This is a genomic window from Marilutibacter penaei (assembly GCF_014145395.1).
Classification (GTDB): domain Bacteria; phylum Pseudomonadota; class Gammaproteobacteria; order Xanthomonadales; family Xanthomonadaceae; genus Marilutibacter; species Marilutibacter penaei.
The window spans coordinates 37,466-60,562 of sequence record NZ_JACHTE010000001.1 but is presented as its reverse complement, the minus strand read 5'-3'; the positions used below and the strand labels follow the sequence as shown (position 1 = coordinate 60,562).

Annotated in this window: 19 protein-coding genes; 3 read left to right on the top strand and 16 right to left on the bottom strand. The window is 70.2% G+C overall.

The features are described 5' to 3' along the window. Positions 1 to 10: 10 nt before the first annotated feature. The 16 genes from H4F99_RS00235 to H4F99_RS00160 all read right to left on the bottom strand — a co-directional run bounded on the left by H4F99_RS00235 (position 11) and on the right by H4F99_RS00160 (position 18,611). Positions 11 to 697, bottom strand: a complete 687-nt coding sequence (locus H4F99_RS00235; RefSeq protein WP_182667708.1) for a hypothetical protein — start codon at positions 695 to 697, stop codon at positions 11 to 13. Positions 698 to 738: 41 nt separating this feature from the next. Next, entirely contained in the window at positions 739 to 1,842 is a 1,104-nt protein-coding gene (leuB, locus tag H4F99_RS00230; RefSeq protein WP_343064111.1) for a 3-isopropylmalate dehydrogenase, read from the bottom strand. Continuing rightward, positions 1,832 to 2,413 carry a 3-isopropylmalate dehydratase small subunit gene (gene leuD, locus H4F99_RS00225; RefSeq protein ID WP_182667706.1) on the bottom strand — a complete coding sequence of 194 codons (582 nt, stop codon included), beginning with the start codon at positions 2,411 to 2,413 and terminating at the stop codon, positions 1,832 to 1,834. Before leuD ends, leuB begins: the two co-directional genes overlap by 11 nt. Continuing rightward, positions 2,413 to 3,846: a 3-isopropylmalate dehydratase large subunit gene (gene leuC / locus H4F99_RS00220; protein WP_182667705.1), complete on the bottom strand. Its 1,434-nt coding sequence runs from the start codon at positions 3,844 to 3,846 to the stop codon at positions 2,413 to 2,415. The genes leuD and leuC overlap by 1 nt, the downstream gene beginning before the upstream one ends. Positions 3,847 to 3,894: 48 nt before the next feature. After that, entirely contained in the window at positions 3,895 to 5,472 is a 1,578-nt protein-coding gene (locus tag H4F99_RS00215) for a 2-isopropylmalate synthase (protein WP_182667704.1), read from the bottom strand. Positions 5,473 to 5,497: 25 nt separating this feature from the next. Then, a complete protein-coding gene (locus tag H4F99_RS00210) occupies positions 5,498 to 6,604 on the bottom strand; it encodes a threonine dehydratase (protein WP_182667703.1) in 1,107 nt (368 codons plus the stop codon). 3 nt (positions 6,605 to 6,607) lie between these two features. Then, entirely contained in the window at positions 6,608 to 7,543 is a 936-nt protein-coding gene (locus tag H4F99_RS00205) for an aminotransferase class IV (protein WP_182667702.1), read from the bottom strand. Beyond that, complete coding sequence (locus H4F99_RS00200; protein ID WP_182667701.1) at positions 7,534 to 7,770, bottom strand: ACT domain-containing protein; 237 nt, start codon at positions 7,768 to 7,770, stop codon at positions 7,534 to 7,536. Before H4F99_RS00200 ends, H4F99_RS00205 begins: the two co-directional genes overlap by 10 nt. Then, a complete protein-coding gene (gene ilvG / locus H4F99_RS00195) occupies positions 7,754 to 9,508 on the bottom strand; it encodes an acetolactate synthase 2 catalytic subunit (protein WP_182667700.1) in 1,755 nt (584 codons plus the stop codon). The genes H4F99_RS00200 and ilvG overlap by 17 nt, the downstream gene beginning before the upstream one ends. Then, the gene (ilvC, locus tag H4F99_RS00190) at positions 9,505 to 10,518 is read right to left on the bottom strand and encodes a ketol-acid reductoisomerase (protein WP_182667699.1); all 1,014 of its coding nucleotides are present in this window, start codon (positions 10,516 to 10,518) and stop codon (positions 9,505 to 9,507) included. Before ilvC ends, ilvG begins: the two co-directional genes overlap by 4 nt. Positions 10,519 to 10,573: 55 nt before the next feature. Further along, positions 10,574 to 12,322, bottom strand: a complete 1,749-nt coding sequence (gene ilvD / locus H4F99_RS00185; protein ID WP_182667698.1) for a dihydroxy-acid dehydratase — start codon at positions 12,320 to 12,322, stop codon at positions 10,574 to 10,576. A 110-nt stretch (positions 12,323 to 12,432) separates the two neighbouring features. Continuing rightward, a complete protein-coding gene (locus H4F99_RS00180) occupies positions 12,433 to 12,603 on the bottom strand; it encodes a hypothetical protein (protein ID WP_182667697.1) in 171 nt (56 codons plus the stop codon). 89 nt (positions 12,604 to 12,692) lie between these two features. Then, entirely contained in the window at positions 12,693 to 13,982 is a 1,290-nt protein-coding gene (gene thrC, locus H4F99_RS00175) for a threonine synthase (RefSeq protein ID WP_182667696.1), read from the bottom strand. A 58-nt stretch (positions 13,983 to 14,040) separates the two neighbouring features. Then, positions 14,041 to 15,042, bottom strand: coding sequence for a homoserine kinase (locus tag H4F99_RS00170; protein WP_182667695.1), 1,002 nt, complete (start codon positions 15,040 to 15,042; stop codon positions 14,041 to 14,043). Continuing rightward, positions 15,039 to 17,591 (bottom strand): bifunctional aspartate kinase/homoserine dehydrogenase I, encoded by a 2,553-nt coding sequence (gene thrA / locus H4F99_RS00165; protein ID WP_425487976.1) that lies wholly within the window; start codon positions 17,589 to 17,591, stop codon positions 15,039 to 15,041. The genes H4F99_RS00170 and thrA overlap by 4 nt, the downstream gene beginning before the upstream one ends. A gap of 309 nt (positions 17,592 to 17,900) precedes the next feature. Then, positions 17,901 to 18,611, bottom strand: a complete 711-nt coding sequence (locus tag H4F99_RS00160) for a helix-turn-helix domain-containing protein (protein ID WP_182667693.1) — start codon at positions 18,609 to 18,611, stop codon at positions 17,901 to 17,903. A gap of 198 nt (positions 18,612 to 18,809) precedes the next feature. Between H4F99_RS00160 and H4F99_RS00155 the strand changes: the two genes are divergently transcribed. From H4F99_RS00155 to H4F99_RS00145, 3 genes are read left to right on the top strand one after another with little or no spacing between them, the layout of a single operon-like run. Beyond that, positions 18,810 to 20,858: a serine hydrolase domain-containing protein gene (locus tag H4F99_RS00155; RefSeq protein ID WP_220480973.1), complete on the top strand. Its 2,049-nt coding sequence runs from the start codon at positions 18,810 to 18,812 to the stop codon at positions 20,856 to 20,858. 55 nt (positions 20,859 to 20,913) lie between these two features. Continuing rightward, positions 20,914 to 21,933: a dipeptide epimerase gene (locus H4F99_RS00150; RefSeq protein WP_182667692.1), complete on the top strand. Its 1,020-nt coding sequence runs from the start codon at positions 20,914 to 20,916 to the stop codon at positions 21,931 to 21,933. After that, positions 21,891 to 23,078 (top strand): DUF819 family protein, encoded by a 1,188-nt coding sequence (locus H4F99_RS00145; protein WP_220480972.1) that lies wholly within the window; start codon positions 21,891 to 21,893, stop codon positions 23,076 to 23,078. Before H4F99_RS00150 ends, H4F99_RS00145 begins: the two co-directional genes overlap by 43 nt. Positions 23,079 to 23,097 lie beyond the last annotated feature (19 nt).

The window sequence follows — 23,097 nt, the reverse complement described above, 5'->3', positions numbered from 1 at the left end:
ACGGGCTGGATCAGCCCTCGGCACCCCAGGGCGCCGGCGGCGCCGCGACCGGGTTGGCCAGGTTGAACTCGACGCGGAACAACCGGTGGGGCCGCGAGAGTTCGTAGGCGAAGCGCAGGCCGGGCTGGACCTCCAGCGCCCAGACGTTGGTGTTGGAGACGTCACGGCCCTCGCGTGAAAACAGGGCTTGCGACTCGGCGTCGACCGGGAACTCCTGGCGCTCGCGACTGCCCGGCACCAGGCTGTCGCCACCGTACTGCGTCAGTACGTCAGGATGGCCGTCCGCATGGCGGTGGTCGTGCTTCAGGCGCAGGCCGTCGGCGGTGCGGGTCAGGACCCAGGTGCGCGAGCGGTCGTCACCGACATGGAAGGGGATGCGGATTTCCTCCGCGCTGCACTCGCGCACGTGCATGACCAGCGGCTTGCCGGCGAAGGGGTCGTTGGTGTCCGCAGGCATGTTCGCGGTGATGCGCCCGGCGAAGGCCTGGCCGCACAGCGTGGCAAGGCGCTCGAAGAAGGCATCGGCCGGGGCTTCCACCGGCGCCGGAAGCGCCGTGGCGGAGGGCGGTGCCGCCGCGGGCGCAGGCGGTGCCTCGGCGCGCGGCGGGTCGGTGGGCTGGCAAGCGGACATCGACAGGGCCGCCAGAAGCAGACCACCGGCCAGGCGACTGTGGAACGGGAGCTGGGTATGGGTCATCCGCCCAGCGTACCCGTTCCATGGCGCGTGCGTCGCCCGGCTCAATCGCGCATGGCGACCGCCGGGCAGGCGACATCCAACTGGGCGAGCACGGCCGCCGTCGCCTCGCGCGTCGACACTGCCTGGCCCTGGGGCGCGAGGTCGGCGGTGAACACGCCGGCATCGAGTGCGGCCGAGACCGCGTCCTCGATGCACCTCGCCTCCTGCTCCAGTCCCAGCGAATGGCGCAGCAGCAGGGCGGCGCTGAGGATCGTCGCATATGGGTTGGCGATGCCCCGACCGGCGATGTCCGGTGCGGAGCCGTGGATGGGTTCGTACAGGCCTGCCCGTCCTTCGCCCAGCGAGGCGGAGGGCAGCAGGCCCAGCGAGCCGGCCAGCATCGAGGCCTCGTCGGTGAGGATGTCGCCGAACATGTTCTCGGTCACCACCACGTCGTAGTCGCGCGGCCTGGACAGCAGGTGCATCGCCATCGAATCGACCAGCTGGTGTTCCAGCGTGATGTCCGGGAACTCGTCGGCGACGACGCGCGTCGCCGTCTCCCGCCAGAGTCGCGACGTCTCGAGCACGTTCGCCTTGTCGACGGAGGTGACCTTGCCGCGACGGGTCCGCGCCAGCGTGCAGGCCCGGCGGACGACGCGTTCGATCTCGGCGACGCTGTATTCGCACAGGTCGCTGGCCGTGGTGGCGGTGCGGGTCTTCTCGCCGAAGTAGACGCCGCCGGTCAGCTCACGGACCACGATCATGTCGACGCCATTGAGCAGGTGCGGCTTGATCGGCGAGGCGCCCAGCGCGGCTGGATGCGGCGCGACCGGGCGAAGGTTCGCATACAGCCCCATGGCCTTGCGGATGGCCAGCAGGCCCTGTTCGGGCTGGACCGGCGCTTTCGGGTCGGACCACTTCGGGCCGCCGACCGCACCGAGCAGCACCGCATCCGCGCGCTGGGCGGCGTCGAGCGTCGCGGCGGGCAGCGCCTCGCCGGTGGCATCGATCGCGGCACCGCCGATCAGGTGCCTGTGGAAGCGGAAGTCACGGTCGTGCCGCGCACCTACCGCATGCAGGACATCGACCGCCGCGGCGGTGATCTCGGGGCCGATACCGTCGCCGGGCAGGACGACGATGTCGAAGGCAGTGGATTCATGCGGCACGGCGGGACTCCTCGAAGCGTTGGATGGCGTCGTCCTGGCCCAGCAGGTAACCGAGCTGGTCGACGCCCTGGAGCAGGCAGGTCTGGGCGAAGGCATCGAGGGGGAACTCGACCGTGTTGCCGCCCGGCAGGACGATCACGCGGCGGGCAACGTCGATCTTCAACTCGATGCCGGGACGATCGATCAGCTCGTCGACCACGTCCTGGTCGAGCACGATCGGCAACAGGCCGTTCTTGAGTGCATTGCTGCGGAAGATGTCGGCGATCTCGCTGCTGATGACGGCGCGCAGTCCCAGGTCGGTCAGCGCCCAGGGCGCGTGCTCGCGCGACGAACCACAGCCGAAATTGCGGCCGGCGACGAGGATGCGCGCGTCGGCGTTCTCCGGTCGGTTGAACGGGAAGTCCAGGTCGGGCGTCCCGTCGGAGCGCGTGCGCCAGTCGCTGAACGCATGGCGGCCGAGCCCCTGGCGTTCGGTCGTGGTCAGGAATCGCGCCGGGATGATCTGGTCGGTGTCGATGTTGCGCTCGCGCAGCACCACGGTGCGCGACACCAGGGTCGTGAACGCATCCATCAGGCGGCCTCCTCGGGCAGATAGGCGCGGGGGTCGGTGATCTCCCCGGCGACGGCGCAGGCGGCGGCCGTCAATGGCGACGCCAGCACGGTGCGGGCCCCCTTACCCTGGCGGCCCTCGAAATTCCGGTTGCTGGTCGACACCGCGAGCTGGCCGGGACCGACCATGTCGCCGTTCATCGCGATGCACATCGAGCAGCCCGGCTCGCGCCATTCGGCGCCGGCGTCGCGGACGATGCGGTCAATGCCTTCGGCTTCGGCGTCGCGCTTGATCCGTTCGGACCCCGGCACGACCAGCATGCGCACCCGCGGATGGACCTTCCGTCCTCGCAGCACGCGGGCCGCGTCGCGCAGGTCGGACAGGCGCGAGTTGGTGCAGCTGCCGACGAACACGACATCGACCGGTCGGCCCGCGAGGGCGGCATCGGCCTGCCAGCCCATGTAGTCGCGGGCCTTGGCGTCGTCGTCGTTGGAGGTGTCGGGCAGGTGGCCGTCGATGCTGGCGACCTGGCCGGGGTGCGTCCCCCAGGTGACGGTCGGGCGGATGTCGGCCGCGTCGACATGGACTTCGCGGTCGAAGGTGGCGCCCGGGTCGGTGCGCAGTTCGCGCCAGCGCTCGACGGCGGCGTCGAAGGCTTCGCTGTCTCCCGTCGAGGTGCCGGGTGCGCGCTCGGTATCGCGAAGGTAGGCGAAGGTGGTGTCGTCGGGGGCGATCAGGCCCGCGCGGGCCCCCGCTTCGATCGACATGTTGCAGACCGTCATGCGTTCGTCCATCGACAGCGCTTCGATCGCGCTGCCGCGGTATTCGATCACGTGCCCGGTCCCACCATTGACGCCGATCACGCCGATGACATGCAGGATCAGGTCCTTCGCGGTGACGCCGCGCGCGAGCTGTCCGTCGATGGTGATCGCGAGCGTTTTCGGCTTGCGCTGGAGCAGGCATTGGGTGGCCAGCACATGGCCGACCTCACTGGTGCCGATGCCGAACGCCAGCGCGCCGAACGCGCCATGCGTGGCGGTGTGGCTGTCGCCGCAGACGATCGTCATGCCGGGTTGGGTCAGGCCGAGTTCGGGACCGATGACGTGGACGATGCCGCGCCGCGGACTGGCCATGTCGAACAGCTCGATACCGTGGCGTTCGCAATTCTCGCGCAGGCGATCCACCTGGGCGCGCGCCTGTTCGGTCGCGAAGGGCAGGACGCCGTCGGCATCGGCCGGCAGGGTGGGCGTCGAATGGTCCAGGGTCCCCTTGGTGCGCTCCGGGCGACGTGGTGACAGCCCACGCGCGTCGAGTTCGGCAAACGCCTGCGGGGACGTGACTTCGTGGATCAGGTGCAGGTCGATGTAGAGGATGCCCGGGGCTTCGGCCGATTCGGGCTGGACCAGGTGGGCGTCCCACAGTTTGTCGAACAGGGTGCGGGGTGAGTGGCTCATGGCGGGATGTGTCTTGGGCTTCGTGTCGGTCATGAAAGGAACGGGCCGTCAGGCAAGGGCCGCGGCCGGCACGGCATGGGTCGGGGTACGCGCCGGCTCGCGCCCCGTGCGGACGATGCGGTTGGCGATGTCCAGCCAGGCGTGGGCGCTGGCTTCGAGGATGTCCGTGCTGGTGCCGGAACCGGTCCATTCCACGCCGCCGACGCGCGCGATGACCTGGGCCTGGCCCTGGGCGTCGTCGCCGGTGGTGACGCTGGACACGTGGTAGCTCTCGACGTCCAGGTCGACTCCGGTGGCCCGCGCCAGTGCGGCGAACAGCGCGTGGACGGGTCCGTCGCCCACCGCGGCCTCGCTGACGCTGCGATCGTCGGTATCGAGCAGCTGCACGCTGGCAGTCGGCAGGGTGTCGCCTTCGCCGGCCCCGGTGCTGACATGCAGTCGGGTCAGGCGCCAGCCACGAGCGGCCGCGGAGTCCGCGCCCAGCACCAGCGCCTCGAGGTCGCCGTCGAAGACCTCGCGCTTTTTTTCGGCCAGCGCCTTGAACCCCGCGAATACCCGGTTCAGCGCGGCCTCTTCGAGATTGAAGCCGAGCGCCTGCAGGCGGTCCGCCAGCGCGGCGCGACCGCTGTGGCGACCCATCACCATCTGCGACTGCGACCAGCCGACGTCCTCCGGGCGCATGATCTCGTAGGTGCCGCGGTGCTTGAGCATGCCGTGCTGGTGGATGCCGGATTCGTGCGCGAAGGCGTTTTGTCCCACCACGGCCTTGTTGCGCTGCACGGCCATCCCGGTGATGCGTGACAGGAGCCGTGAGGTCGGGACCAGCCGGCGGCTGTCGATGCGGGTGCTGGCGTTGTAGTAGTGGGCACGGACCCGCAGCGCCATCACCAGCTCTTCCATGGCGCAGTTGCCGGCGCGCTCGCCGATGCCGTTGATGGTGCACTCGACCTGGCGGGCACCGCCCTCGATCGCGGCCAGCGAATTGGCGACGGCCAGGCCCAGGTCGTTGTGGCAGTGGGTGCTGAAGATGGCTTTCTCGGCATCGTGCACGTTCGCGCGCAGGTACTCGAACAGGGCGCGGATCTCGCTGGGCGTGGTGTAGCCCACGGTGTCCGGGATGTTCAGCGTGGTCGCACCGGCGGCGACCGCGGCGCTGCAGACTTCGGCCAGGAAATCGGGTTCGGTGCGCAGCGCGTCCTCCGCCGAGAACTCGACGTCATCGACATGGCGGCGCGCGCGTTCCACGCCCATCACCGCGCGCTCGAGCACCTGCTCGCGGCTCAGGCCCAGCTTGTGCTCGCGGTGCAGCGGACTGGTCGAGATGAAGACATGGATGCGAGGTGCCGCGGCTCCCTCGAGCGCGGACGCACATGCGTCGATGTCGCCCTCGTGGCAGCGCGCGAGCGTGGCGATGGTGCTGCCGCGCACCTCGCGGGCGATCGAACGGACGGCATTGCGATCGGCCTCGGAGCTGGCCGGGAAACCCGCCTCGATCACGTCGACGCCAAGCTCCGCGAGCGCAAGGGCGAAGCGGAGCTTCTGCGCGGCGGTCATGCTGCAGCCCGGCGATTGCTCGCCGTCACGCAGGCTGGTGTCGAAGATGCGGATCGGGGTGGGTTCGTTCATCGGAAGGCTCCGTCTTTCTGGCGCGTCAGTGCCAGGCGGCTACCGCTGCGCGCGGTCGAGGGGCGGGGGTGGGATCGGACGGCATCGTCGGCACAGGCAGGAGCATCGCAATGGCGGGCTCCTGCAACGGCGCGGCCAGTTCACGCTGGCGACGACGCGGACGCCGGGGCGCGCGGGGCCGGACTTCCGACAGCAGCGTCGCAAGCACGCCGGCATCGAGGTTGCCGCCAGACACCACCGCGCACTTGCGCTTGCCGGCCACGCGTCGGCCGGCGGCCAGGGCCAGCGCACCCGCGCCTTCGGCGATGACGTGTTCCTCCAGCGCGAGGCGCACGACGGTTTCGCGCAGTTCGGCCTCGCGGACGATCACGACGTCGTCCAGCAGGTCGGTCAGCAGTTTGCGCGTCAGATGGCCAGGCTCCTTGACGCGCACGCCATCGGCCAGGCTCGCGACCGGTTCGATCGCACGCGTGTCGCCTTTCAGGGCGCGGGCCATCGAATCGACGCCCTCGACCTGGGCGCCGACGATCCGCACGCCCTGCGCTTTCATCGCCAGCGCGACACCGGCGGCCAGGCCACCGCCACCGATCGGCACCAGCACCACGTCGGGCGCCAGCGCCGCCATCTCCAGGCCGACCGTGCCCTGGCCGGCGATCACGTCGGGGTCGTCGAAGGCGGACAGCAGGCGATAGTCGTTCTGCAGGGCCAGCTCGTGCGCGAACGCCTTGGCCTCATCATAGCTGTCGCCGTGCAGGCGCACGGTGGCACCCCAGTGGGCGACGCCGGCGACCTTGGTTTCCGGTGCGCAGCGCGGCATCACCGTGATGGCCTGCTGGCCCAGCCGGTACGCGGCCCATGCCAGGCCCTGCGCGTGGTTGCCCGCCGAAGCGGCGATCACCGGGCGGGTGTCGCCGCGCTCGCGGGCGGCCAGCAGCGCATTCAATGCGCCACGCACCTTGTAGGAGCCGGTGCGCTGAAGGTTCTCCAGCTTCAGCCAGCAGCCGAAGCGCTCCGCGTGGTGCAGCGGCGTCGCCGACAGGTAGCGGCGCAGGCGGGCCTGCGCCGCGAGCACGTCGGCGGCACCGACGCGTACGTGGGTGTCCTCGTCCTTGCGCGGTACGTCACCGTCCATCGATCAGACCGTCGTCAGCCAGTGGGCGAAGCGCGCGTCCTGGCCGCGGACGATGCGTGCATACAGGGCTTGGAACTCGCGGGTGACGGGGTTCTCGCCGAACACCACGTCGTCCAGCGAGGCAATGGGCGCGACTTCGGCAGCGGTGCCGCAGACGAACACCTCGTCGGCCTGCTTCAGCTCCTCCAGCGAGACCGGCCGCGAGGTGGCACCGGTCAGCTCGATCAGGGTGGCGCGGGTGATGCCATCGAGCGCGTCGGCATGCCGGGCCGCGGTGATCGCGCCGTCCTTGACCATGAACACGTTGGCGCCGGTGCATTCGACGACGACGCCTTCGTCATCCACGAACAGGGCTTCGTCGAAGCCGCGCTGTTTCGCTTCGCGCTTGGCCAGCACGGAGTTGATGTAGCCGCCGCACAGCTTCAGCGGCGGCAGCGACTTCGCCGGGTTGCGGCGCCAGCCCGAGACGCCCAGGCGCGCGGCCTTGCCGGCGAGGTGCACCGGCTGGGCGATCGTCGCGACCATCAGGTGCTGGGTGAGCGGCGCGACGTCCAGGCCGATCGTGCCGCTGCCCAGCCAGGCGAGGGGGCGGATGTAGGCATCGCGGTGCTGGTTCGCGCGCAGCGTCTGCAGCACCGCCTCGCTGGCCTGGGCGACGTCGAAATCGATGCCCAGCAGCACGGCGCCCTTGCGCATCCGCTCCATGTGCTCCGGCAGGCGGAACACCGCGGCACCGCCGTCGTCCGTGGCGTAGCTGCGGATGCCCTCGAACACGCCGCTGCCGTAATGCATCGCATGCGTGGTCAGGGGCGCCTGGGGTGAATCGAGCGAGACCATCCGGCCGTCGAACCAGGCCCAGGGGGCCTGGCTGGACGCCGGGGTGTTGTCGCGCGGCGTCTCGTTGGATTCGGCCACCGGCGCGGCATCGTTCAATTGCATGGGGAAACCTCCACGGCCAGGCAGTCGTACAGCTTGGCCAATTGCGTCTGAAGAGTGGTGTCGGGACGGTCGCCCTCGACGGTCATGCGCAGGTACCAGCGATCGCCGTCGGCCTGGGCTTCGCCGTCGACGGCGAGCGGACGGAAACCACGGCGTTCGGCGGCCCCGAGTACGCGTGCCAGCGCGCCCTCGGCCTGTCGCAGGGTCAGATCAAGCTGGTATCGCATGGCTCGGGTTCTCCGTACCGGGGGGGGTGGGGGTCGAGGTCGAGTCGGCTTCGGCCTGGGCTGGCTCGCCGTCCATCATCTGGGCGTTGTTGTGGTTGGGCGGCACCAGGGGCCAGACATTGGCCTTCTGGTCGATGGCGACGTGCAGCAGGGCCGGGCCGGGTGCGTCCATCAGGGCCTGCAGCGCCGCCTCGACGTCGCCCGCGCGCTCGACATGCAGCGCCTGGATGCCGAAGGCCGCGGCCAGCGCCACGAAGTCCGGGTTGTCGGACAGGTCGATCTCCGAATAGCGCTTCTCGAAGAACAGCTCCTGCCACTGGCGGACCATGCCCAGCGCCTGGTTGTCCAGCAGCACGATCTTCACCGGCAGGCGATAGCGCGCCAGCGTCGCCAGCTCCTGCACGTTCATCAGGAACGAGCCGTCACCGCTGACGCAGACCACGCGCGCCCCGGGGGCCTGCATCTGCGCGCCCAGCGCCGCCGGCAGGCCGAAGCCCATCGCGCCGAGTGCGCCACTGGTGAGGTGCTGGCGCGGCTGCTGGAACCGCCAGTGCTGCGCGACCCACATCTGGTGCTGGCCGACGTCGCAGGCGACCACCGCATCCGGGGCGATCTCCGACAGCCGCCTCAGCAGGGCCGGGGCATACACCGTCTCTCCCGGTGCGTCATAGCGCGGCGCGTGGTCGCGCGCGCGCTGCAGGCAGGTTTCCAGCCATTCGCGCCGGGGGATCGCGTGGCGGCCGTGGACATGCGCGGCGCACGGCAGGGTGAGGGCCTTCAGCGCGGTGGCCATGTCGCCGTTCACCGCCGCGTCGGCATGGCGCAGCTTGCCGATCTCGCAGGCATCGGGGTCCATGTGGATGACCCGCGCGTTGGGTGCGAACTCGGCCAGCTTGCCGGTCGCGCGGTCATCGAAACGCGCGCCGACCACGATCAGCAGGTCGCACTCCTGCACCGCCAGGTTGGCGGCGCGGGTCCCGTGCATGCCGAGCATGCCCAGGTTGAGCGGATTGTCCGGCGGCAGCGCGCCCAGGCCGCGCAGGGTGAGCACGGTCGGGATGCGGGTCGCGTTGACGAAATCGCGGAAGACATCGACCGCGTTCCCGAGCGCGATCCCGCCACCACCGTAGACGACCGGACGCCTGGCCTGGGACACCAGTGCCAGCGCCGCGTGCAGCGAGGCATCGGCCGGCCGCGGGATGTCGTCGATGGGAGAAGGGACGTGCAGGGGCAGGGCGCTCGCGTCCGCCACCTGCACGTCCTTGGGGAAGTCGATCAGCACCGGGCCGGGACGTCCGGACCGGGCGATCCTGAAGGCCTCGGCGACCACGCGCGGCATGTCCTCCACGCGTCGCACGAGGAAGCTGTGCTTGACGATCGGCATCGTCATGCCGAACACGTCCAGCTCCTGAAAGGCGTCCGTGCCCATCAGCGGCGTGGCGACCTGCCCGGTGATGACGACCATCGGCACCGAGTCCAGCATCGCGTCGGCGATTCCGGTGACCAGGTTCGAGGCACCGGGACCGGAGGTCGCCACGCACACACCCACGCGCCCGCTGGCCCGCGCATAGCCGTTCGCGGCAAACGCCGCCCCCTGCTCATGGCGGACCAGGACGTGCTTCAGGTCCGAATCGTGCAGGGCGTCGTAGAACGGCATGATCGCGCCGCCCGGGTAGCCGAACAGCGTGTCCACGCCTTCGGCGACCAGGGCCCGCGCCAGCCAGCGGGCGCCGTTCATGCGGCAGCCTCCTCCGGTTGCGCTGCCGGGCGTGCCGCCGCCTGCGGCTGCGGCGCATTGGCCAGCCACTTCATGTTGGCGCGCAGCTTCTTGCCGACGGCCTCGATCGGATGGTCCAGGTCGCCCTGCTTCATCGCCTTGTAGTTGGCGTTGCCGGCGGCATACTCGGCGATCCACTGGCGCGCGAAGGTGCCGTCCTGGATCTCCTCCAGCACTTTCTTCATCTGCGCCTTGGCGTTGTCGTCGATGACGTAGCTGCCGCGGGTCAGCGCGCCGTACTGGGCGGTCTCGCTGATGAACTCGTGCATGCGGGTGATGCCGCCCTCATAGAACAGATCGACGATCAGCTTCAGCTCGTGCAGGCACTCGTAGTAGGCGACTTCCGGCTGGTAGCCGGCCTCGACCAGGGTCTCCCAGCCGGCCTGCACGAGCTTGGTGGCACCGCCGCACAGCACGGCCTGCTCGCCGAACAGGTCGGTCTCGGTCTCTTCCTTGAAGGTCGTCTTGATGGCGTTCTGGCGCGCGCCGCCGATGCCGCCGCAATAGGCCAGCGCCAGCGCCTCGGCGTTGCCACTGCGGTCCTGGTGGATCGCATAGACGGAGGGCACGCCGCGGCCGATCTCGTATTCGCGGCGCACCAGCGCGCCCGGGCCCTTGGGAGCCACCAGCACCACGTCGAGGTCATCCCGCGGGTTGATCTGTTCGTAGTGGACGTTGAATCCGTGGGCGAACAGCAGGCAGGCGCCAGGCGCGATGTTCGGCTCGATCACTTCGCCGTACAGCTGCGGCTGCACCATGTCGGGGGTCAGCACGGCCACCAGTTCGGCACCCTTGACGGCCTCGGCCGGGGTCTTGACGGCGAAGCCGTCGGCCCTGGCCTTGATCTCGGTGGGGCCGCCCGGCCGCAGGCCGATGGTCACGTCGAAGCCGGAGTCGCGGAGGTTGAGCGCATGTGCGCGGCCCTGGCTGCCGTAGCCGACGATGGCGATGCGGGGTTTGCTGGTGGACATCGTGGTTTCCTTGCGTGTGGATTGAACGTGTGGAGTGGAACGGGTGCGGCGTGCGTCAGGCCGGTTCGGGTTCGGCCACGCGGGAAGAGGTGGCATCGACCAGGGTCGAGGCGATCGCGCGCCGGTCATCGAGCGGACCGGGCGAGGTCACCGCGCCCTTCGATGCGGAACCGACGATGCGCGCGTACTTGGCCAGCACGCCGGTGCGCACGCGCGGATGGAACGGCGCGGGCGCGCGGGCGGACAGGTCGGCATCGACGTCGATCCGGCGCGTCGAGACATCGATGCGGACGCGGTCGCCGTCGCGCAGGCGGGCGATCGGGCCGCCCTGCGCGGCCTCGGGCGCGATGTGCCCGACCATGAAGCCATGCGTCGCGCCGCTGAAGCGGCCGTCGGTGATCAGCGCGACGTCGTTGCCCAGGCCCTGGCCGACCAGGGCCGCGGTGACCGCCAGCATTTCGCGCATGCCCGGGCCACCGGTCGGGCCCTCGAAGCGGATCACCACCACGTCGCCGGCCTGCACCTGGCGGGCCTGCACGGCGGCGAAGGCGGCTTCCTCGGAGTCGAACACCCGCGCCGGGCCTTCGAAATGGTCGCGGCCATGGCCGGCCAGCTTGACGATGCAGCCTTCCGGCGCGACATCGCCATACAGGATGGAGTAGCCGCCGCGCGGCTTGATCGGATTGGCGACGGCGCGCACGACGTCCTGCGCGGCGGGCGCCGGCACTGCGTCGAGCTCCTCGAAGAAGGAGCGGCCGGTGACCGTCGGCACGTCGTCGAGCAGGCCCGCGGTGCGCAGTTCGCGCGCGACCAGGGCGGTGCCGCCCTGCTGGAACATCTCGGCGGCGGTGTAGCGCCCACCGGGCTTCAGGTCGGCGATGACCGGCGTCGCCGCGGCGGCCTCGAACTCCTCCAGGGTGAACTCGACGCCGGCTTCGTGCGCGATCGCCAAGAGGTGCAGCGCCGCGTTGGTCGAACCGGCGGTGGCCGACACCGCGCGGGCCGCGTTGCGCAGCGCGGCCGGAGAGAGGAGGGTGCGCGGTGTCGGGCCGCCCCTGCGCAATTGCGCCATCACCATCTCGCCGCACCGCCGCGCGGCGGCGGGCTTGTCTGCGTGCACGGCGGGGATGTCGTTGAGTTGCAGCGGCGACAGGCCGAGGAAGGTCAGCACCATCGCCATCGTGTTGGCGGTGAACTGGCCGCCGCAGGCGCCGGCGCCCGGACAGGCGTGGGATTCCACGCGGTGGAGTTCCTCGTCGTCGATGCGGCCGGCGGCATGCGCACCCACGGCCTCGAACACGTCCTGCACGGTCAGCGGCCGGCTTTCCTCGTCCTTGGCGCCCGCCTTGGAGGGGCAGCTGCCGGGCATGATCGTGCCGCCGTAGAGGATCACCGTCGGCACGTCCAGGCGCGCGGCGGCCATCGCGGCGGCGGGGATGGTCTTGTCGCAACCGACCAGCAGCACCACCGCGTCCAGGCTGTGTCCCACGACGGCCAGTTCGATGGAGTCGGCGATGGTCTCGCGTGAGGCCAGCGAGGCACGCATGCCATCGGTGCCCATCGCGATGCCGTCGGTGATCGCGATCGTGTTGAACTCGATCGGCGTGCCGCCGGCCTCGCGCACGCCTTCGCGCACGTGCGTGGCCAGGTCGCGCAGGGTCAGGTTGCACGGCGACACGTCGGTCCACGTGTGGATGACACCGACGAACGGCTGGGCGATGGCGGCATCGTCCAGGCCGGTGGCGCGCAGCATCGCGCGTGCCGGTGCATGCGCGGGGCCCTGTTTGATGGCGTTGCTTCTCACGTGGAGGGATCCTTCGGGTCTGGCGTCTGCGTTTGCGGTTTCATGAAACGAAAAACCCCGCGCCGTTGCGGGCGCGGGGTCCTGGTATTCCTCGGGTTTGCTCGTTCTATCTAGGCAACCCCGTACCCCGCGCTTGTTGGCCCGGTAATAAGTACGAGTACAAGAATGAGCGCCGCCGCGATCGCGAGCGGGACGGCATTCACGAGCAGGTCGCGCAGCGCGTCGGCGCGGCCCCGGGGGGCGGCGATGGCGGTCTGCGGGTGGCTGCTGCGGTGCGTCATGGACTGGAGAAGATCATCGTTGCGCGGGCATGTCAACTGTTTCGTCCGAAAGGAATTCGATACGTCTGCGTACAGCCCCGCCGCTGCGTTCAAGTGCCCTCCAGCACTTCGACCAAGGTCTCATAGGTCGCCGGCATCGCATCGGCATGGGCCGGACGCGCCAGCGACGCGGCAAGCGCGGGCGGTGCCGGCACCGCGTGGCCGACCAGCGGTTCGACGATGCTGTCGAACTTCGCCGGATGGGCGGTGGCGACGACCGCCCATGGCCGGCGATCGCCACGCGCGCGCAGGCCCTCGAGTACTTTCAGGCCGGTGGCCGTGTGCGGGCAGGGGACGACGCCGTGGCGCGCGGGTGCGGCGCGGATGACGTCGCGGATGGTCGCGTCGTCGATCGCGGTGGCGGCGGTGGCCGCGCGCAACGCCTCGTCGTTGTCGTGCCAGTGGCGCAGGCGTTCGAAGTTGCTGGGTGCCCCCACGTCCATGGCGTTGGCCAGCGTCGCGCGGGTCGGCTGGGCGGCATAGTCGGCCCCGGCGAAGTAACGCGGCAGGGTGTCGTTGGCGTTGGTCGCCAGCCGGATCTCACCGATCGGCAGTCCCATGCGACGGGCCAGCACGGCAGCGCAGGCGTTGCCCAAATTTCCGGTCGGCACGATGAAGTTGAGGTGGTCGCCGGTCCGGGCGTGGAAGCCCAGCGCCGCATGCGCGTAGTAGGCGGCCTGCGGCAGCAGACGGCCGAGACTGATGCTGTTGGCCGAACCCAGCGGGACCTGTTCGCGCAGCACGGTGTCGGACAGTGCCTGTTTCACCAACCGCTGGCAGTCGTCGAAGCTGCCGTCCACGCGATACGCCCGTACGTTGTCGCCCCAGCAGCCCAGGCCATGCGCCTGCCGCGGCGACACCCGCCCGTCCGGGTAGAGGATGACGACCTTGAAGCCGGGACGTCGATGGAAGGCGGCGGCCACGGCCGCGCCGGTGTCGCCCGACGTCGCGACGAGGATGGTCGTCGGCGGGGCCTCGACCGGCCTCAGGCGCGACAGCGCTTCGGCGAGGAAGCGCGCGGCATAGTCCTTGAAGGCGGCGGTGGGGCCGTGGAACAGCTCGAGCAGGTGGTCGCCCTCGCCCTCCAGGCGGCGCAGCGGCGCGTCGAAGTAGAAGGCGGTCGCGCACATCGCGGGCAACTCCGTTTGCAGGCGCGAACCGGTGAAGTAGGGCGCGAGTACCCACGTCGCGGTATCGGCAAGCTGTGCGCCCGGCCTATCGAGCGTCAGTGTCGGAATCGACTCGGGTACGTACAGGCCGCGGTCGGGGGCCAGTCCGGCGACGAGGGCGGTGTCGAGGTCGGTGGCGGGCGCATGCCCGCGGGTGCTGTTGAAGTGCATGGGATCGGTGCATGGGGGCCACGCGCGGTCTCGGCACCGCGCGGGCGGGCGGAAACGGTCAGCGGATCACGTCGGCACGCGGGCCGGCGACAGGGCTGACATGGACCCGGGCGTCGAAGCCGGCATCGACGAAGGCCTGCCGCATCGGTGCGGCGGCGGCCTCGGCCTCCGCCTTCGATTCGAACCAGGCGAACGTGCTCGGGCCGGCGCCCGAAATGCTGGCGCCCAGTGCGCCGTGGTCGAGGGCCGCTTGCCGGGCCCGGTCGAAGCCGGGAATGAGCGGCGCGCGACGCGGCTCGACCAGCAGGTCGACCAGGCCTTCGCGCAGCAGCGACGCATCGCCGCGCTGCAGGCCGGTCAGGAACAGCGCCAGGTGCGCGCTCTGCTGGACCACCAGCGGGAGCGGGTAGGGCTCGGCCAGCACTTCGCGGGCCCGTCGCGTCTCCAGCATCTGGTCGGGATGGACGACGACGGCGTGCAGCCAAGCGGGCACCGCCAGCGCGATCATCCGGTCATGCGTGGCCATGACCACGCCGCCGAGCAGCATCGGCGCGACGTTGTCGCCGTGCCGGCTGCCGCTGGACACGGATTCGCCATCGAGCGCGAACGGGTAGAGCGCATCACGCGACAGCGGCGCGTCGAGGAGGGCGTTCGCCGCGACCAGCGCCGCCACGCAGGACGCCGCCGAGCCGCCCAGGCCGGATCCCAGCGCGATGCCCTTCTGGAGCGACAGCTCGAAGCCATGCGCCAGGCCGAGCCGCTCGCGCAGCGCGATCAGGGCCTGGCCGGCGGTGTTGCGAGGTGCGTCCAACGGCAGCCGGTCGACGCCGGGCACGTCGCCGGTGATGGCGGTGATGCGGACCTCGGGGGCGTCGATGCGGCGCACCGTGGCGACGTCGCGTGGACCCTCGATGGCGTGGCCGAGCAGGTCGAAACCGACGCCGATGTTGCCGACGCTGGCGGGCGCGAACGCGCGGGCTTGCTGCGTCGGGGCGGAGTCCTGTTGCACGGGCCTGTCTCCCTGCCGCGGTGCGGCGATGTCCATGATCGATGTACTCATGCGCGGGCTCCAAACGTCTGCGCGATCGCGAGGATGTCGCCGAAGATGCCGGCAGCGGTCACGTCCGGGCCCGCGCCGGGGCCTTGCACCACCAGCGGATTGTCAGGATACCGGGCGGTGCGGAACTGGATCAGGTTGTCGGTCAGCTGGCCGTGCAGGCTGGCGTGGCCCGGCTCCGGCACCGCCAGCCCCACGCGCGCGGTATCGGCGTCCAGGCAGGCCAGAAAACGCAGTTTCCCACCGCGCTCCTGCGCATCCCCAAGGCGTCGCTGCATGTCGGTGTCCATCTCATCGATGCGCGCGAGGAACGCGTCCAAAGGCAGGTCCCGCAGCGTCGGAGGGACCAGGTTCTCGATCTCCACGTCCTCCATCGAGAGGGCCAGCCCCGCTTCACGCGCGAGGATCACCAGTTTCCGGGCAACATCGGTGCCGGAGAGGTCGTCGCGCGGGTCGGGTTCGGTATAGCCCAGGGCACGTGCCTCCAGTACCAGTTCGGAGAACGGGCGCGAGCCGTCGAACTTGTTGAAGAGCCACGCCAGGGTACCGGAGAAGATGCCCTCGATCCCGTGCAGGGCGTCGCCGGTATCGAGCAGGTTGCGCAGCGTCTGCACGACCGGGAGGCCCGCACCGACGGTCGCCTCGTACCGGAACCGTCCCCCGCGTCGCTGCGCGGCCTGGATCGACTGGAAGCGCGTCCAGTCGCCGCTGCCGGCATGCTTGTTGGGCGTGACCACGTGGATGCCCGCGGCCAGCCAGTCGGCGTAACGATCGGCGACCGCATCACTGCCGCTGCAATCGACGATCATCGCGTGCGGCAGGTGCTCGGCACGCACGTGCTCGGTGAAGCGCTCGAGGTCGAGCGGTTCGGCACCGGCGAGCGCGTCCACCGCGCTGGAAGGATCGAGCGCCTTGTCGGCAAGGTGCATCCCGCGGCTGTTGGCGATGGCGCGCAGGCGGATGTCGAGGTCATGGTCGCCGGAAAAGCGCGGCGCGGCCTGGACCAGCTGACGCAGCAGGGCCTGGCCGACATTGCCGGGGCCGATCAGGCCGACGGACAGCGTCTGCGGCGAAAGCCAGAAGGCCGCATGCGCCGCGCGCAGCCCCCGCTGGGCGTCGGCGGCGGCCACCGCCACCGAAATGTTGCGTTCCCCGGCCCCCTGGGCGATGGCACGGATGTTGACGCGCGCCTGGGCAAGGCCGGACAGCAGGCGCGCCGCCACGCCGGTCTTGCCGACCATGCCGTCGCCCACCGCGGCGAGCACGCTGATGTCCGGCGTGACCGTCACCCCCTGAACCTGCCCCTCCGCGATGGCCTCGGCGAATGCCGCCTCCACGGCCGCTCGCGCCGCGCTGGCCTGCGCGGCATCCACCACGCAGCAGATGGAGTGTTCGGACGAGCCCTGCGAAATCATCGTGACCGACACGTTCGCGGCATGCAGGGAGGCGAACATCCGTTCGGCGGTGCCCGGGACCCCTATCAGGCCGCCGCCCGACAGTTCCAGCACGGCCAGGCCCTGGGCCACGCTGAGGCCCTTCACCGGCGTGCCGCTGGCGCCGGCGCTGGCCGCGGTGGACGAAGCGCTGATCAGCGTACCCGGTGCATCCGGGTTGAGCGAGTTGCGGATGTGGACCGGCAGCTCGCGCTGGATCGCGGGTGCCATCGTCTGCGGATGCAGCACCTTCGCACCGAAGTACGCCAGTTCGCAGGCTTCCGCATAGGACAGCATCGGCAGGCACACCGCATCAGGCACCAGCCTCGGGTCCGCGGAGAGGACGCCATCCACGTCGGTCCAGATGGTCAGCGCATCGGACTCGAACAGCGCGGCGAAGATGGCGGCGGAGTGGTCGCTGCCGTTGCGGCCGAGCGTCGTCGGGCGACCCTGCGCATCGCTCGCCACGAAACCGGTGACGACCACCTGGCGTACGTCCCGCGTGCTCCGCCATGCCGCCAGGCGTCGCCGCGAGGCCTCCCAGTCCACCGCGACCCCCAGTTCGCCGGGGTGCACCACCAGCACCTCGCGCGCGTCCAGCCGCAACCAGCCTGCGTGCTCGCCGCCCAATGCGGCATGCATCAATCGGGACGAGAGCACTTCGCCAAGGCCATGGATCCAGGCGGACTCCGCCGGTGCGAGCGGTGCGCGCGGTGCGATGTCGACCAGGCGCGTGTGCAGGGTGTCGAAATCCGCGGCGATCGCGGCATCCAGTCCGGCCCCCGTCACCGCCCGTGCGGTATCGAGGTGGCGCTGTTTCAGCGCCTGCCAGCCCGGGAGCCAGTCATCGCCGCGTTGGGCCTGGTGGGCGAGGCCGATCAGGGCATCGGTCACGCCGTGCATCGCCGATACCACCACCACCCGCCGCTGCGTGCCGTCGTCCACGAGCTGCGCCGCATGCTGGATGCGCGCGGCATCGGCCAGGCTGCTCCCGCCGAACTTGTGGGTGCGGCTGGCGACATGCGAAGTCACGGGGGGCGCCTGGCGCATCCCGGCTGCGGGGGGCGCTGCGAGGGGTGGGGCGAGGGGTGGGGCGTGGAGGGGGCTGGACTGGGACATGGCGGGCTTCCTTGTGGAGCCCCGTCCTCGAATCCCGGTGCCAGACCGCCGCACCCGGATCGGGGGGCGGAGCGGCGTGGTTGCTTCAGTTCACGCGCGGTCGCACCCCGGCAGACAAGTGCCGGTGGTGGTAATGGTGGTGATCGCGGTGACCTCGAGGGACGACGCACTGAACCCGCACGTCATCGACGCGCCCCCGGAGGGCGGCACGCAGATGGACGGCGGAAGCGTGTTGCGATGCGTCATGACGCCGAGATAATCACAGGGCGTCCAGGAGTGTCAACGGTTTCGTCTGGAACCGGACGGGCCTTACCCGCGGCCCGTGCGCCTGCGCCGGGATGAACGGACCCCCGTGGGCGCACGCACCGGCGGTGCCGCGGCGTGGCCCCCTTCCGTGCCTTCGTCGCCGTGCAGCGTCATCAGCGATTCCAGCAACTGCTCGTCGGCGCTCGAGCAGACACCCAGCAGCAGCGCCTCCTCGCAGCCTTCCGCCGTGGTGTAGGCGTGGCCCATGCTCGAGTCCAGGTACACCGCTTCGCCCGCCTTCAACACGATGGGGTCGTAGAACTCCGTGTGCACGCGGATCGCACCTTCCAGCACGTGCACGTACTCCTCGCCGGTGTGGTGGACGAGGGCGCCGAACTCCTCGAGGCTGCCCGAGCGCACCCGGGTCAGGACCGGGATCATCCGCTTGCGGCGAAGCTCGGGGCACAGGTAGTAGTAATCGTAGTTGGGCGTGTTGACGCGCACCGCATCCTCGATCCGGCCGATGCTGCGGCGTGCGGTCACGGCGGGCTCGGGATCGCCTTCCTCTTCGGCGAACAGCTCCGACATCCGCATGTTCAGGCGCTGCGCGACCTGCTGCAGCTTGTCGTAGGTCAGGGACAGGCGGTCATGCTCGACCTTGGAGAGCGTGGACACCGGGATCCCGCAGCGCTCACTCATTTCCTTCAACGTCCAGTCGTTCCGGGCGCGGAGCGCGCGCAACAGGTTGCCGATCGTCGGGTGGGGCGAGGTCATCTAGGAGGCGCTTCCTGCTGGGGTGGGACGTTCCGGTGCGGGCGCACGCAGGTCGAAGATCATGATCGCCTTTTGTGACGGTCTTTGCCATACCGGGTTGACAATTTTCCAATCAGGATCACTATTGCCAGAACAGGACGGAGGCGGGGGTCTCCAGTCCGCCCATGCCGCCGACCGCGGCCCATCCGGGGAGAGATGATGTCCAAGCATTCGTCGGCCACGCTGGCCTGCCTTCTGGGCGCCCTGCTGGCGCTGATGCCCGCCGTGTCCCAGTCCCGCACCGCCGACGCGGTCCAGCCGGTGGCGGGCCCGGTGCCTGCGGATCCTGATGTCGCGGATGTCGCGGATGTCGTCGAGGGCGTTCCCGGCGTGGAGGTGCCGCCCGCGGACGACGCCGGCGGGCTGACCGGTGCCGACGTCGGCGCGTGGCTGGACGGGTTCCTGCCCTATGCGATCCGGCAAGGCGGCATCCCGGGGGCCGTCGTCGTGGTGGTGAAGGACGGCGAGGTGCTGGTCTCGCGCGGCTACGGTCATGCGGACGTCGAGGCACGCACCCCCGTCGACCCGGCGACCACGCTGTTCCGCCCGGGCTCGGTCTCGAAACTCTTCACCTGGACCGCGGTGATGCAGCTCGTCGAGCAGGGCAAGCTGGACCTCGACGCCGACATCAACACCTACCTGGACTTCCAGATCCCCGAGCGCAATGGCGCGCCGGTGACGCTGCGCAACGTGCTCACCCACACCACCGGCATGGAGGAGGCGATCCGCGGCCTGATCATCGCCGACCCGACCCAGTTCGTGGCGCTCGATGCCTACCTGAAGCACTGGGTGCCAACGCGGATCTTCGATGCCGGCACGACGCCGGCCTATTCCAACTACGCGACTGCTTTGGCCGGTTACGTCGTCGAACGGGCGTCGGGCCAATCCTTCGACGACTACATCGAGCAGCACATCTTCGCGCCGCTGGGCATGCGCCATGCGAGCTTCCGCCAGCCGCTGCCGGAGGCCCTGCAGCCGCTGATGGCCAAGGGCTATGCCTATGGCGAAGACGCGCCCAAGGAGTTCGAGTTCGTGACCCCCGCGCCGGCGGGCAGTCTCTCGGCTTCGGGCGAGGACATGGCGCGCTTCATGATCGCGCACCTGCAGGACGGCGCGTACCGCGATGCGCGCATCCTCGAGCCGGCGACTGCCCAGCAGATGCACGGCACCGCGCTGGACATGCTGCCTCCCTTGAATCGCATGCTGCTGGGATTCTACGAATACAACGTCAATGACCGGCGGGTGATCGCCCATGCCGGCGACACGCAATGGTTCCACAGTGACATGCCCTTGTTCATCGACGATGGGGTGGGCGTGTTCGTATCGTTCAACAGCGCGGGTCGCGAGGGCGCCGCCGGCAAGATCCGCGGTGCGCTGCATAAGGCGTTCGCGGAGCGCTACCTGCCCGGCAAGGTCGAAGAAACCGCGGTCGATGAGGCCACGGCGCGCGAGCATGCCGCGCAGATGGCGGGCCTGTACGACAGCAGCCGTCGCCCCGACCGCAACTTCCTGGCCATCCTCAACCTCGTGGGGCAGACCAAGGTGGTCGCGACCGAGGACGGCAGCATCTCGGTGCCGGCGCTGACCGGCCTCGATGGCCTGCCGGTGAAGTGGAAGGAGGTCGCCCCCTATGTCTGGCGCGACGTCGCCGGCAGCGACCGCCTCGCCGCGCAGGTCGTCGACGGCAAGGTCGTCCGCTGGAGCTTCGAGCCGGTGTCGCCCTTCACGGTGTTCGAGCCGGTGCCGTGGTGGCGCTCGGCCGCCTGGCTGCTGCCGCTGGTCGGCGTGGGCATCATCGCGCTGGCGCTGACGGTCCTCACGTGGCCGATCTCCGCCCTGGTCCGTCGCCACTACGGCGTGCCATACCGGCTGGTGGGCGAGGACGCGCGTGCGCACCGGATCATCCGGATCGCGTCGCTGGTCGTGCTCGTGACCGTGCTCGGCGTGTTCGGCACCATCGCCGCGATGTTCAGCAGTCTCGACATGCTCGGCCCCGCCAATGACGGCCTGGTGCGTGCGCTGCGGATCGTGTCGCTGGTGGTGTTCCCGATCGGCGCCCTGGTGGCCCTGTGGAATGCCTGGCAGGTCCTGCGCAGCCGCCGTCGCATCTGGGCGAAGTTGTGGGCGATCGTGCTGGCCGCCGGTTGCGTGGCGATCCTGTGGATGGCCGTGGTCTACCACCTGGTCGGCTACAGCGCCAACTACTGAGGTCGATGGGCGTGGCCTCCGGGTCGCGCCCATCCGGGCCTGCCGGAGGACACGAATGAGCACGCATGCCCCGCGCGTCACCCTGACGCTGCGCAACGAACCCTTGCCGCTGGCCGCCCCGTTCCGGATCTCCGGCTACGTGTTCGAGGCGATGCCGGCGACCGTCGTGGTCCTGGATGACGGTCGCTTCGAGGGCCGTGGCGAGGCCGCGGGTGTCTATTACCTGGATGACACGCCGGCCACCATGCTGCCGACGCTGGAGGCATTGCGCGACACGATCGAAGCGGGTCTGTCGCGCGATGAGCTGCGGTCGCTGCTCCCACCCGGCGGTGCGCGCAACGCGCTCGACTGCGCATTGTGGGAACTGGAGGCGCGCCGTGCGGGCGTGCCTGCATGGCAACTGGCGGGCCTGCCGGAGCCGAGGCCGCTGCTTACGACGTTCACGCTTGGCGCAGACGACCCGGCCGTCATGGCGACGGGCGCGCGCGGCTACGCGCAGGCAAAGGCGCTCAAACTGAAACTGACGGGCGATGCGTTGCTCGACGGCGAGCGCGTGCGCGCCGTGCGCGAGGCCCGGCCCGATGTCTGGATCGGCGTCGACGCCAACCAGGGTTACGTGGCTGACACCCTTGAAACCCTGTTGCCTGCGCTGCACGCGGCCCGCGTCTCGCTGCTGGAACAACCCTGCCGGCGCGGCCATGAGCACGAACTGGACGGCGTCGACCGCCGCATCCCGATCGCCGCCGACGAGAGCGTGCAGGGCCTGGACGAAGTCGATGCGCTGGTGGGCCGCTTCGACGTCGTCAACATCAAGCTCGACAAGTGCGGGGGCCTGACCGAGGGCCTGATGATCGCCGCGCGCGCCCGGGAGCTGGGCCTGAAGGTGATGGTCGGCAACATGGCCGGCAGCAGCTGGGCAGCGGCGCCGGGCTTCATCCTGGGCCAGCACTGCGATGTCGTCGACCTGGACGGGCCGGTGTTCCTGAAAGAGGACCGGGCCCCGGCGGTGGTGTACCGCGACGGCATGATCGAATGCCCCGACGCGGTCTGGGGCGGACCGGTTCCCGCGCGGTGACGACACCCGGCGCCATCGCAACCCTGGTGCCGGCGGACAACGCGTTTGCCCTGCTCGCGGTGTTCTTCGGTTTGGCCGCGATCGGTGCCCGGCTCGAACGGACGCGCATTGGCCAGCGTGTCTCGGGCGTGATGATCGTGATCGCGCTGGCAATGGCGCTGGCCAACCTCGGCGTGATCCCGCGTTCGGCGCCGACCTACGGCGTGGTCTGGCAGATCCTGGTGCCGCTGTCGATCGCGCTGTTCCTGTTGCGCGCGGATCTCGTGAGCATGGTGGTCGAGGGCGGGCGAACGCTGGTGGCCTTCGTCGCGGGCGTGTTCGGCGTGGTCGCAGGCGCCTGGCTCGGGGCGCTGCTGCTGGACCTCGGGCCGCACGAGGCGGAGTTCGCCGCGGTGTTCGGTGCGACCTATACCGGCGGTTCGCTGAACTATGCGGCGGTCGCCGAGGCCATCGGCTTCCGCGATCCCACGGCCCTGGCCGCCGGCATCGCGATCGACAACGTGGTCGGTCTCGGCTACCTGCTGATGGTCGGTGCGGTGGCGAACGCGGCGTTGTTCCGTCGCCACTTCGGCTGGCGAAGCGAACGCCTCCACGAAGCCGCGGATGGCGATGCGATCAACCGCCGCCCGCCGTCGCTGATCGACCTGTCCATCGCGCTCGCCCTCGCGGCGCTCGCCTGCGCGAGTGGTGATGCCATCGCGGCGGCCATCGGCCAGCCCAGCTACGGCATCCTCTTCATCACCGCGATCATGGTCGCGATCGCGACGATCGGCCGGCGGTGGCTGCGCGGCCTCTCCGGCGAAGACCTGGTCGCCACGCTCTTCATGTACCTGTTCTTCGCGATGCTGGGTGCCGGCGCCGACCTGCGCGCGCTGCTGGACGCCGCACCGGCGCTGTTCGCCTACGTGCTGGTGCTCTTCGCCGTGCACATCGCCTTCGTGCTGCTGGCCGGGCGCCTGTTCCGCCTCAACCATGCCGAACTGGTGATCGCGTCGACGGCGTGCATCGGCGGCCCGCCGATCGCGATCGCCTTCGCGGTGCTGTTCGGCTGGCGCCGCCTCGCCGTGCCTGCGGTCGCAACCGGCATCCTCGGCTACGTGGTCGGCAATTTCGTCGGCATCGGCCTGTACCGGGGGCTCTCGTGAGCCGCCATGACCCTTTCCG

Excerpts from the sequence above, each read along its gene's own strand:
- H4F99_RS00160 (WP_182667693.1), bottom strand. The coding sequence starts at position 18,611 with ATGACCTCGCCCCACCCGACGATCGGCAACCTGTTGCGCGCGCTCCGC.
- H4F99_RS00215 (WP_182667704.1), bottom strand. The coding sequence starts at position 5,472 with ATGAACGAACCCACCCCGATCCGCATCTTCGACACCAGCCTGCGTGAC.
- H4F99_RS00155 (WP_220480973.1), top strand. The coding sequence starts at position 18,810 with ATGTCCAAGCATTCGTCGGCCACGCTGGCCTGCCTTCTGGGCGCCCTG.
- H4F99_RS00170 (WP_182667695.1), bottom strand. The coding sequence starts at position 15,042 with ATGAGTACATCGATCATGGACATCGCCGCACCGCGGCAGGGAGACAGG.
- ilvG (WP_182667700.1), bottom strand. The coding sequence starts at position 9,508 with ATGAACGGCGCCCGCTGGCTGGCGCGGGCCCTGGTCGCCGAAGGCGTG.
- H4F99_RS00150 (WP_182667692.1), top strand. The coding sequence starts at position 20,914 with ATGAGCACGCATGCCCCGCGCGTCACCCTGACGCTGCGCAACGAACCC.
- leuD (WP_182667706.1), bottom strand. The coding sequence starts at position 2,413 with ATGGATGCGTTCACGACCCTGGTGTCGCGCACCGTGGTGCTGCGCGAG.
- leuC (WP_182667705.1), bottom strand. The coding sequence starts at position 3,846 with ATGAGCCACTCACCCCGCACCCTGTTCGACAAACTGTGGGACGCCCAC.
- H4F99_RS00205 (WP_182667702.1), bottom strand. The coding sequence starts at position 7,543 with ATGCAATTGAACGATGCCGCGCCGGTGGCCGAATCCAACGAGACGCCG.
- thrC (WP_182667696.1), bottom strand. The coding sequence starts at position 13,982 with ATGCACTTCAACAGCACCCGCGGGCATGCGCCCGCCACCGACCTCGAC.
- H4F99_RS00145 (WP_220480972.1), top strand. The coding sequence starts at position 21,891 with ATGCCCCGACGCGGTCTGGGGCGGACCGGTTCCCGCGCGGTGACGACA.
- thrA (WP_425487976.1), bottom strand. The coding sequence starts at position 17,591 with ATGTCCCAGTCCAGCCCCCTCCACGCCCCACCCCTCGCCCCACCCCTC.
- H4F99_RS00180 (WP_182667697.1), bottom strand. The coding sequence starts at position 12,603 with ATGACGCACCGCAGCAGCCACCCGCAGACCGCCATCGCCGCCCCCCGG.
- ilvC (WP_182667699.1), bottom strand. The coding sequence starts at position 10,518 with ATGTCCACCAGCAAACCCCGCATCGCCATCGTCGGCTACGGCAGCCAG.
- H4F99_RS00200 (WP_182667701.1), bottom strand. The coding sequence starts at position 7,770 with ATGCGATACCAGCTTGATCTGACCCTGCGACAGGCCGAGGGCGCGCTG.
- H4F99_RS00210 (WP_182667703.1), bottom strand. The coding sequence starts at position 6,604 with ATGGACGGTGACGTACCGCGCAAGGACGAGGACACCCACGTACGCGTC.
- H4F99_RS00235 (WP_182667708.1), bottom strand. The coding sequence starts at position 697 with ATGACCCATACCCAGCTCCCGTTCCACAGTCGCCTGGCCGGTGGTCTG.